Genomic DNA, 12,747 nt, shown 5'->3' on the forward strand with positions numbered 1-12,747 from the left:
TTAGAGGAGAGATATGAAGAAAAATAATTTAATAAGGAAGGTAAAGCAGGCGACTGCCGGATTGCTTGCAGGAGCCATGGTCCTTACAGGGGCGCCACTGGGCAATATGACTGCGATGGCGGCAGGATTATCACCAAACTCAAACTTAAGTCCCGGAGACGGAAACAGTAATAAATGGGTAAGCCAGGTTAAAGATAGTTCTAGCCCTTCAAAGGGATCATTTACTTACGGCTCATCGGATTCAACTACATTTGCGTTTGGTAATGCTGACGGGCATAATAGTACAGATGGTTATGGCGCTCGAGGTGGAGAAGATACATTTACCTTTGGACTTGGCGGTTTAAAGAGTTCAAAAGACAGAACCAATAATACAAGAGGATATTATCCGGGTGCTACATTTGTTCAGACTGGTGCACCGGGCGCCAGACCGGATATATTTACACAGTATGGTAGTAACTGGTGGCATGGATACTACTCGTTTGGTAGACCATACCGTATAGGAACCAATGCGGAGCTTACAGATTATGCGGCATCAGGTGCTACTGTATACACAGAGCCGAATGCAGCTAATCCTGCAGTAGGTCCTGCAGATGTATATACAACTGTATGGAACGGCGCTCAGCCACAGACAACGGAGTTTCAGGGTACTTCAAGAAAGAAGGAACTTCATGTTGCCGGACATACTTATGTGAATGGTCAAGTTTTGACATTGACTGACGGTGGAAAGACAATAGAACTCAGACAGGAAATCAAACCTTCTGATGACGATCAGTATATTGCGGTACAGTATACTGCATACAACCCTAGTGCAACAGATACCATAGATTTTATGGTCGGTAATGAGACAGATACTATGCTTCCTTCTCAGGATGATGTTCCTATTTTCACTACAAGACATGGTGCAGGAGAGAAATTTGAAGGACTTCATTTCCAAAGTCATACATCTTCAACCTATCCATTAACCGTTTTTGATGTATATTCATCAGGAAACGGAGCCGGAATGGTAAAGAGAGATTCAAATGACCCTAGTGAAAACCGTGTTTGGGGTATGAGATATATACAGACAGGAAGTCATTATCATACAGATTGGGTATTCTCACAGGGATTCCCGGGAATGGTAAATGCCGGTGATAGTGCTGCGGCATTTTCAGCATACTTTAACTTAAAGCCAAGGGAGCAAAAAACCGCCACATTTATGATTGCCATAAAGCCTTCTGTATATTATGTATCTGACGGTTCAGGCAATACAGGTGTGGACGGCAGCTCAGGTATTATAGCAGGATTTATGGGTAGACCTATAAACTCAGTAAAGGAAGCTATAGCTGATATCAGTGCAAGAGGAATCAAGAAGGCATATATCTATTTGCAAAATGATGCGAAGATTGATGAAACCTTAACTATTCCAAACGGTACTGAGATAACTATTCAGACAGCAGACTTTAATAACCCGGGTTTGGCAAGTTATACAGGATATCATAAGTTTAGCCCTTCTATAAAATCAAATACAGCCACTTTAAAGAGAGCTGACGGTTTTACAGGTGAGTTGTTTAAGATGGGTGATAACGACTCAATGTTAAATTTCCGTGACGTTATAGTTGATGGAAATAAGGACCATGCGACTGCTACAGCGCCTGCTTTTGATCTTGATAAAGGTAAGGTAAGTGTAAAAGCCGGAACGGTTATTAAAGAGTTTAAGGTAACAGGAGCGAAAGTACCTTCAGTATTTAAGATTTCAGGAACCGGTGTTCTTGATATAAATGCTGCAGGAGGAAGCGCTGCTATTAAAAACAATATATCTTTGGATGACGGTGCAGCTATTGATTCAACAGATTCCGGTTTACCGACAGGAAAATATCCTATTACAGTGAACGGAAGTCTTGATGTTACAGGTTCAAAGATGTACAACGGTACATTTGGTACTGCAGATGTAAAAACAAAAGACGGAAACGTTTTAATAAGGAAGAAGCCTATTTTTGTAGAATCTGGAAATTCTATAACAGGAACTATGGGAATAGGAATGACAGGTGATGCACTACCTACAGCAAATACTGAAGGTAGCGTGTTGGCAGACTATGCAGACAGAACGTCAGGAGGCTCATTGCCATATTCTCCTGCAAACTTCCAATCCGATATTTCAGGACAGACTATAGGAGCCGGAGACGGTGTAAAGACTGTGGCACATGAAGCAGCCGGAACATTGGAGGATGCAAAGGTTATATATTTACATGCAACTATATACACTTTTGCTTTGACATATTTAAAGCCTGACGGTTCATCATTTAACTTTGCAGATTTTACAATACCTTTACCTGTACCTCCTACACAAAACTATGTAGATGCAAACCCTTATTCAAAGGGAACGCCTGCAGGTGGTGAGATAAAGTATAACATTCCTGCAATCAGCGGATATAAGTATGATGCAAGTGCAAATCCGGCTATGAACCTTCCGGATTCGATATCAATAGATGCAAACGGAAACTTAACAGGTACAATGCCGGGTGAGAATGTAAGTATTAGAATCAATCTTATTAAAGATGAGGCTACATATAAGTTTGATCCACAAAGCGGTTCAGCGGTTCCTGATAAAACGGAACCTACAGGAGCCACATCAAATATTTCAGTTCCGCAGAGTACAAGGCTTGGATATGATCTTGTAGGATGGCAACAGTACAATGATATAAACGGAAATGGTATATTTGATTCAGGTGATACAGACATAGGTACTGTGATACCTTATCCAAGCGGAACTTTCCCGACACCTGTTGTAACAGGAGTTAAAAAGTTCTATGCAAAGTGGACACCGGGATCGGGAACATTTGCAATCACAAGAAAGTTTACAAACAAGAGTTTGTCAACTCCTATTACATTCTTTACAGATGTTGACAATACACATCATGTAGCTGACAACTTTACAAAGGATCCTATAGGACCTATACCGGGATATATATATGACAGTGGAACAAAGACACCTAATACAGCGGCTACAGGAACTATAGCGCCGGCTACAGATGCGCATCCGGGAAGACTTACTATAACAAGTATGCCTCCGCTTGCAATCGCACTTTACTATAAGTATTCGGTAGATCCTTCACAGAGATTTACATTTGAAGTAAGACATGAGGATTTGGCGGGTAATGTAATAGCACCTACAACAACAGTAACAAGACTGGCAGAGCAGCAGATTAGTGCTGCAAAGAAGAATGATATTACAGGATTCTCATACTCTACATTTACAGTTACACAGGGTAGAACAGCTCCTTCAACACCGCTATATACAATCGGTATTGATGACGGAGTAAATAACCTTATAATTGATGAAGATTTGGCAAACGGTAACTTTGTTGCAAAGATGCCTAACCAGAATGTAACAATAGTATTTAAGTATACAAATGATTCAGGAAACAACCTGATAAAGAGATACTTTGACAGAGTTGATAATACGGTACTTGCAAGTGAGGTTGTACCACATATGGCGGGAACAACATTTGTGGAAGGATTACCGACATCAGGAGCAAATCTTGAAAAGATATACGGATATGTTTGGGACACAAGCTCAAGCGTAGATCAAAATCCTACAACACTGGGAAGTATAACAAATAATACAACCGGAGAGTTTACAGGAACAATGCCTGTACTTCCACCTGCAACACCTACAAAGGTGGACTGGATGTTAAGCAGAGATGCATCAAAGTGGACAAGTATCAACTTTGCAGTAGCATCGGCACCATATAACAACGGTAGTGTAGGGGCAACAACAGCAAACAGCATCTTATTAAGTGACGGAACAAGCGCGGGAGATGCAAGAGCATATAAGTTCAGCAAGATAAAGGCATTAAACTATGTGCCAAGTGTAACACCGAATCGTTACTATATGTTTGACGGATGGTATAAGGATGCGGCATGTACACAGCCGGTAGGAGATACGGACTTCTTTAGAACAACAGATCCTACACCTTTAACTGTATATGCTAAGTTTGTAGAAGACCCAAGTAAGTGGTTTGATATCAACTTCGTGGCAGGAAGTAACGGTTCTATCACGGCACCTGCAACACTTCATATACCGTTTGATTACACATGGAGTCAGATAACAGGACAGCTTCCGACAGCTACACCTGTAGCAAACTACTTGTTTAACGGCTGGAAGGATCCTAACGGTGCCTTCATGCAGGGAAGTAGTACACTTACAAATCATGCAACATATACAGCATTCTTTAGCCAGGATCCAAACGTATTTGGAGGTATAGGATCTATCACACCTACAGGTCGTATAGGAAATGACGGAAGCGGTGAGATAGTAATAGACGGTACAACACCGGGTAATGTATATGTAATAAGTGATCCGAACGGAAATATCGTAGCAGTGGTACCGGGAGATTCAACAGGAAACAGAACGGTAGTTCCAAACCTTATACCGGGAGCACACTACAATGTACAGGAAGGAACACCTGATACGGTAGCAACTGTAGGTCAGCCGATTTCTTCTATAACAGGTACATCGGTATCAACACCACAGGATGTATATGTTCCTACAGTAGATAATAACTACAACATAGGATATGATCCTGAAAATGACGGTATGGCACAGATCGTTATCAATCCGGCAGATCCTGACGCAGACTATGCGCTTATAGATGAGAACGGAAATGTAGTGCAGTATCCGGGAAGTGACAACGGATGGATGACTCCGGTAGGAAACAATCCTTCAACAGTTACTTTCAACAACTTAAATCCAAATGAGACCTACACGGTAGTGGCAAGAAAGAAGGGCGACAGCTCAATTCCTAATCCGCTTACAAAGCTACCTGACGGAAATCAGATAATAGCAAATCCTGGAGATATGGCGGACGCACCTAAGTATGTAGTAGAGACAAAGGGCGGAAGTGTAGTAACTGTAGGAACAACAAGTGTAGGAAATGACACATACGATCAGGCAAAAGCAGGAGAAGGAGTGGTAATCCATGCAGATCCTGTAGATGCAAACGGCAAGAACTTCCTTTACTGGCAGGTACTTGCAGGAAGAGCGGTAGGAGTTAGCGGAAATATAACACAGGCTGATTACTCATTTACTCTTTCAAATTCAAATATTGTACTTAAGGCTGTATACGAACCTACCAAGGTAGCGGGAGATGATGCGGACCTTACAGAGACAATAAGAGGCGGTAGTGTAGGAGAGTTCGGACTTATCCCTGGTCAGATACCGGGACTTGCACATGATCTTACAACACCACTTGACAGAACACTTAACAGTGTGAACGGTGCAACAGTAGAATACAAGGTAGTATTTAACAAGAGAGATGCAAAACCGAATGAGAAAACAGCTGTAAAGCCTGTTTCAGTATCGGGAGTTGATCATCCGGATGCACATACAACAGCATACGGGCTTGATATCAAGCTTGAAAGATATGTAAACGGAAGACTTGTAAATAACGGAATACTTGCAACAGCATCAAATGCAACAGTAGATGTTATAGCACAGCTTCCTGCAGAAGACGTAGATCAGCTTGACTACCAGTTATTTGATGTGACACCTGACAGCTTAGGTAATATCAATCCTGTAGATATAACAATTACAACAGATGTAGCAAACAATGCGGGACTTCTTAAGTTCACAGGTAACTTGCAGCATTCATATGTACTTGTTTATTCAAAGACATTTAAGGTAACATTTGTAGATAATAAGCCTGTACTTGATCATTTACACTTAAATGATACAAGCAGAAACTTCTATAAGAAGTTTAAGGTAAGAAGAAAAGAGAATGTAGAGGATGCTTACTACTCAAGTGATTATGCGGTAGTTACGGCATATGCACAAAATAACGTAGCAAACGGACTTGTAACACCGTTTGAAGATATCTATGGTGTACAGTATGACTATGTTAACTGGTCAAAGAAGGAAGATAAGCTTTCAGTATATGACACAACAAGTCCTGTAACAAAGAGAACAATTGTTTATGCATACTATTCCGACAACAGAAAAGAAGTTGCAAAGGCAAGAGTAGATCTTGGTGGTACTATAGAAGAGGCAAAGATTCTCACAGGAGACCCATACCTTAAGGTAGCAGAGGTGGCAGAGCTTAATGAGGCTATAGCACATGCAGTTGAGACACTTATACAGGCAAGAGATCTTGTATCTCCTGACGGAACTACATATCTCAGACAGGCAAACTGGGCAGAGCTTCAGCAGGCAATAGATGCACTTAGAAGACTTATTGACAAGTATTCAAAGATAGCAGCCGACAGAGCCGGAGACAGAAACAGAAGAACCGGCGGTGCCAGCGGTGGCGGTAACTCTTCATCAGGTAGAGGAAGTAAACTTTTGACACCTGGAGAGAAGTCACAACAAAACACAGCTATCAATGAAAACAGTAATGTAAGAGCATTCGTACTTGGTGTAGACGGTGCTTGGGAGAAAAATCCTGTAACAGGCGGATGGTCATTCGTACTTAACGGAGGAACACCACTTAATGATATGTGGGGAATGATCACATTCAACGACAATACAGGTAAGAGGGTATCACGTTGGTATTACTTTGACGGACGCTCAACAATGGCAACAGGTTGGGTATATGACTCAAAGAACGGCAACTGGTATTATATGAACACAACACCGGGACCTGAGCTTGGCCAGATGGTATTAGGTTGGGTAAAGGATGAAAAGACAAATAAGTGGTATTACATGAATGATAATACAGGTATCCTTAAGACAGGATGGCATAAAGATCCGCAGGACGGAAGATGGTACTATCTGAATTCAAACGGCGAAATGCTTGTCGGATGGCAAAAGATTGACGGAAAGTGGTATTACTTTAATACCAATACTCCGCAAAATACTTATACATGGGATGCCAATGCTTTCAAGTGGAACTACTTAAACAATAGTGCAAGACCATTTGGATCTATGTATGCGGGAGAGAAGACTCCGGACGGATATAATGTAGATGCAAACGGTGCTTGGAACTAAGTGACGTAGGAGAAAAAATGAAAAGAAAGACAATAAAAGCAAAATTGACTGCCGCATTGTCTGCGAGTATGGCTCTTGCCATGCTCGCACCGGCAATGCCGGCATATGCAGCTGCTCCGGGAGCAGGAGAAATACAGTTTAATTTTACCGGAAAGAATGAATCGGTAGATCGTTTTGCAAGTGATTTAACATTGAGTGGAACAGCAGGAGCTGTTATTCCAACAGCACCGGCACCTGCAGGACTTCAGGTAAACACCGGAACAGGTGCTATTGCACTGCCATATATGAATGACAGCGGAGCTTTTGATGCAACCAAAACATTCCAGGCAACCGGTGATGCATCGGCACTTAACTGGGATCAGAGAGGGTTAACCGGATATTTGATTACAGCATGGTATCCAAGACAGAATAACGGTATAGCAAGTCCTTATATGAATCAGGTACCTGCAATATATCCATATGGAGGTCAGACATACTATGCAGAGCTTGGACCTGATAATACAAAGACTTATTATTATAAGGTCAATCATGTAAAATCAAGTGCTGCAAGCGGATACTATATACCGGGACTTGATGATGCAAGTGCAATTCCTGCATTTAAGAATGTACCTGATAGAAATGTGCCTGTAATGTCAGGTATATCAGTGGCACCTCTTACAATTCCGGGATATAAAGTAGTAAATGTAAGTACTACAGATGACGGTGATGGCGGTAAGACAGTTGTTTTACAGGATAACTTTGATGTATCAAAAACACATATAGCGTATGATACGGACTCAAAGTATGTTACAGGAACATCTATAAATAAAGGTGTAGAGATAACATATAAGTATGTTGTTGACCCTACTCAGACAAACGGTATTACAGTACAGGACTCTGTGTTTAAGAACTCAGCAGCAGTAGCTACATATCATGCAGGATTACCTGCCGGAACAGTACAAACAGATGCTAACTCACCATTATATACTGTGCCTCGTACAGTTACGGAAGTTGCAGCAATTGAGGCAGGAAAAAAGATCGAGGATATAACAAATATACCGACAACAATATACGGAACAAGCCAGAATGTACCGCTTCAGGGTAATTTAAACCTTATCTTACCAAAGAAGTTTCAAGATCCTGCAACAGGAACAACAAACTATACTCCTGCAAGATATATCCTTGATGCTACAAACCCAATAACGGTAACATATGGTAACGGAAAACCGAATGCGGACGGATATTTCACATCACCGGCAGTAGGCGGCGGAACACCAAGTGTTATAAGAAACTTGATTCCTGCAAAGGATGATGCGGCAAATAATCTTAGAAAGATTACTACCGAAGCAAATATGGTAGGAGATGCCGGACATGATGTAGATGCAAGAAAAGTAGTGGGAACAATGCTTAATCAGCCTGTTACAATTACTTTTAACTACATACCGAACCCTGCATACTTTGTAACTTTAAAGGTAAAGTATGAGGATGATCAGGGAAATAACATAACACAGAAGGTGCTTGATAAGTTGGCTGATGCAGGAAATGCAGTGCCGGATGCACCGGGAACAGAAGTAACAGGAACATTCTATAAAGAAGCAAACGGAACAGATCCTGTACAGATGATTTATGCAAAGGCAAACAATACAGGTTCAGCATACAACATGACAATACAGGCACCTGAGCTTACAAGTTACCTGGCACATCCAAGTATAGAGGTAGATGATGCGGCAAGCTGGTCATCATCATATACAACTCCTATATCAAGCTTATATGCCACATGGAGTGCTGCAAGCCCTAAGTATGTGGTATCAACAAACGGACCTACAGACAACTTTGTACTTACAGTAAAGTATACTCAAGATCCTAATGCCGTTACAGAGTTATCGGCAGCGTCTTTGGAAGGTGGAGATCTTTATGTAACAAGCGGCGGAAGCAGCATTACATATGACAACTATCTTACAAACGGAGGAACATTCCCAAGGTTGATAAGAAAGAATATCAATCCTGCTACACTTAAGTATGATCTTGATATAAAGAGAAGTGACTTACCTACACCTGTTCCTAATGCAGGATACTTATTTGACAAATGGACATATAAGGGTCAAGAGGTAACATTTGATGCAAATGGTGAGGCAACTTTAACACAGATAACACCGGGAACCACAAATATAATCTCTCTTATAGCCAACTTTAAGAAAGATCAAAATGCATGGTATAAGTTTACTCTACATGAGGGAGACAGCCATATAGGACTGTTAAACGGAAGTGTAGCGGAGATACCTAGAAAAGATGCTTCAGGAGTAGATAGAGTTAATATTCCATGGAGTGAGATTCAGGATTATACAGATGAGGCTCATAACGGTATAAGTGTTGCAGCCGGATATACACCGAAGTGGTATGAGGGTACAGTAGATCCTTCAACAGGAAGATTGAACCTTACACCGATAGATACCGCAACTGTAGATCTTTCAACACTTGCAGGAAAAGATTTATATGTTTATGGAGAGAGCACAACACCGGTAGCACCATATGTACCAAATGTTACAGGAAGTTTAAATCCTACAACAGGAGAGCCTACAATAACTATAGATCCTGCAACACCTGCACAGATGGATTCAAGACTTACATATGTTATAACAGATCCTTCAGGAAATGTTGTAGCAACAATGTCAGGCGTGGATGTAATGAGAGAGGGCGGTTTAGTTACAGATCCTGCAATACAGGCAGGAAATACTTATCATGTAAGTACAGTTCCTACAACAGATGCCGGAGGTATAGTAGTAGGAGCACCGATACCTTCAAGTATAGCAACTGTAGCAGGACCTTCAGCACCGGCTACAATACCTGTAGCTGTTACACCTACAGTATCACAGGATCCTTCAAATGCAGGGCAGGCGATAATAACGATAAATCCTACATCACCAAATACCGACTATGCATTGGTAGATCCGTCAGGAAATGTAGTGTACCCGTTTACAACACCAAGTGCACCGGGAGCATCTATAACATTTAATAACTTAAATCCGAATACAATATACAGAGTTGTACCACGAACAACAGGAACAAATGTGACACCTGCAGCACGTATAGCAGACGGAGCATCATTACCTGTTGATACATCAAACATCGGATTGGCTGTAAACAGATTTAATATAACAGCTATTGCAAACGATGCACCGGCAATAAGTAACTTCAAGATAAACGGAGTTGCATCAACAGATCCTGCAGTTTTACAGGGACTTTTAAAAGATACACAGGTAGAGATAGAGGCAAGCGGTCTTGACAATAACAGCCAATTATTTGATCATTGGAATATCGTTAGCGGCGGACCTCTGCCAAATATGAATGCGGCAACAAATCAGCGTTTGACATTTGATATGCCAAACAACCCTGTAACAATACAGGCGGTATATTCAACACCGGGACAGACATGGGCTCCTGTACAGTATAATAACGGAGTAAGTCCAAGCAGAAATGTTGGAATTATACAGCCGATTATTACAGACTCAGGAAACTTCCGTATAGTAATAGATAAGACACCTGTAGGAAGTACTTTGAGAACTCAGATGGCTGATGCTATAGGGGATGACTCATATAGAGGAGAATTCCAGGTAAGTGCAAGAGTACAAAAGGAAAATCCTTTAACAAGTACATGGGAAGATTATGCTTTACCAAGTGGAACAAAGTTATCAGGAGTAGTTGAGACAGGTGTATTGATGCAGGATAGAGAGTATAAGTTCTATTCAGCAACGCCTTCAAATGCAACAGCAACAGCTCCTACCTTTAATGAGGAACATGGAGATTATGAGAATGCAGGAAGTGCATACACAGGAGAGTTCAACTTTGAATTTGAGAGCGGAATGAACTATGTATTCGGATATGTTTTACCTGCAAGCACATTTAAGGTAAAAGTAATAGACGGAAGAGATAATCACCTTGTAACAAGACTTACAATAGCAAGTAATAAGGTAGTAAACGATTATGCGTCACTCTATGCAAGCGCAATACAGTCAGACTATGTAGACAATGACGGTATTACATGGCATTACGAGGGATTAAGTAAGGACAGAGGAATGTATGATCCTTATGATCCGACTCTTCGTGTAACAGCGGATGAGACAATCTATGTTTACTATTCAAATGATAAGGCTGAGCGTAGAAAAGCTGAGGCTGATTTAAAGGCGGCTATCAAGAATGCAAACAATCAGTTAAACAGAATCAATGATCCGGCAAAGAGAGCAGCACTTCAGGCGGCTATCAATGCGGCACAGGCTGTAATTGACAGAATGAACAGAAAGTCATCTACACCTGAGCTTATAGCAGCACTTAAGGCACTTAATGATGCAGTGGTTGATGCAGGCGGAAGAGTACCAAACGGTGGCGGCGGTCGAGGAGGCCGTGGCGGTTCAGGCGGCGGATCAGGAAATGCAAGCAGAAGATCAAGCGGATATACATCAGGTCTTAGAGTAGGCTACGACGGTAACTGGGAGCTTACAAATCCTGTAGAAGCTACAGCAAATCCTGACAGCAGCAAGTGGGTATTCAACCTTACAAATGGCGGAAGAGCTAAGGGTTGGGCGTACTTAAGCTACACTTATGAAGGAAAGACAAAGTCTGAGTGGTATCATTTTGCTGAAGACGGAATCATGAATTCAGGATGGTTCTTAGACGGAAGTACATGGTATTATCTGTCAATGAATCATAACGGATTCTATGGTGAGATGATTAAGGGATGGCATCATGACGGCCAGGACGGAAGATGGTATTACCTTGATTCTTCAAGCGGTGCTATGCATACAAACTGGAGCAAGATAGGAGGAGAGTATTACTTCCTCAATCCTACAGCACCTGCACAGACATGGTTCTTTGATAATGTAACAGGTAGATGGAATCATGGTAATGTGAACTCAAGACCTCTTGGTTCAATGTATCAGAATGAAACTACACCTGACGGTTATCATGTAAATGAAAGCGGAGCTTGGAGATAATATATAGTTTATAAAACTTGTAGATATTCTCAGTCCGAAATAAAAAAGGGGAGTCACACGAAAGTGTGGCTCCTCTGTTTTTATAAAACAGCCACCAGAAGGTGGCCGGAATAATTTATTGCTGTTATTTATTTTGTTCCGAATATTCTGTCGCCGGCATCTCCAAGTCCCGGGCAAATATAAGCGTCTGAATTAAGCTGCCTGTCAAGATGACCGACATAAATCTGTACATCAGGATGAGCCTCTTCAAGAGCTTTAAGTCCTTCAGGTGCGGCTATAATACACATGAATTTTATTTTCTTACCGCCATGCTTTTTGATCTGAGATATAGCATCTATAGCGGAACCACCTGTTGCAAGCATAGGATCTGTAACCACTATTATTCTCTCCTCAATAGGACTTGGCAGTTTACAATAATATTCTACAGGTGTATGAGTTTCTTCATCTCTGTAAAGTCCTATATGTCCTACTTTTGATGCCGGCACAAGCTGTAATATACCGTCAACCATACCGAGTCCTGCTCTAAGTATAGGTACTATTGCCATTTTTCTACCTGAAATCATTTCAGTCATACATTTTTCAAGTGGAGTTTCTACTTCAACTTCTTCTGTAGGAAGGTCGTTTAAGGCTTCATATCCCATCAACATTGCAATTTCACCTACAAGAGATCTGAATTCATTGGTTCCTGTGTTCTTATCACGAAGAATTGATATTTTGTGTTGAACCAACGGATGCTTATTAATATAAACTTTTGACATTTTACACCTCAATCTAAAATTTGCTTCCCTTATTATAGAGCAAATAAATACATAAGTACAT

At 41.2% G+C, this 12,747-nt stretch carries 3 protein-coding genes; 2 read left to right on the forward strand and 1 reads right to left on the reverse strand.

The window, feature by feature from the left end:
* The first annotated feature begins 13 nt into the window (after positions 1 to 13).
* Together HMPREF1135_RS01110 and HMPREF1135_RS01115 are read left to right on the forward strand one after the other, a co-directional pair.
* Complete coding sequence (locus tag HMPREF1135_RS01110; RefSeq protein WP_007591043.1) at positions 14 to 6,961, forward strand: N-acetylmuramoyl-L-alanine amidase family protein; 6,948 nt, start codon at positions 14 to 16, stop codon at positions 6,959 to 6,961.
* Positions 6,962 to 6,978: 17 nt separating this feature from the next.
* Positions 6,979 to 11,928 (forward strand): N-acetylmuramoyl-L-alanine amidase family protein, encoded by a 4,950-nt coding sequence (locus HMPREF1135_RS01115; RefSeq protein WP_007591045.1) that lies wholly within the window; start codon positions 6,979 to 6,981, stop codon positions 11,926 to 11,928.
* 128 nt (positions 11,929 to 12,056) lie between these two features.
* Here HMPREF1135_RS01115 and upp read toward each other — a convergent pair whose 3' ends face one another.
* Positions 12,057 to 12,686 carry a uracil phosphoribosyltransferase gene (gene upp, locus HMPREF1135_RS01120; RefSeq protein ID WP_007591047.1) on the reverse strand — a complete coding sequence of 210 codons (630 nt, stop codon included), beginning with the start codon at positions 12,684 to 12,686 and terminating at the stop codon, positions 12,057 to 12,059.
* Between the last annotated feature and the right edge of the window lie 61 nt (positions 12,687 to 12,747).

The organism is Lachnoanaerobaculum sp. OBRC5-5, from assembly GCF_000296385.1.
Lineage (GTDB): Bacteria > Bacillota > Clostridia > Lachnospirales > Lachnospiraceae > Lachnoanaerobaculum.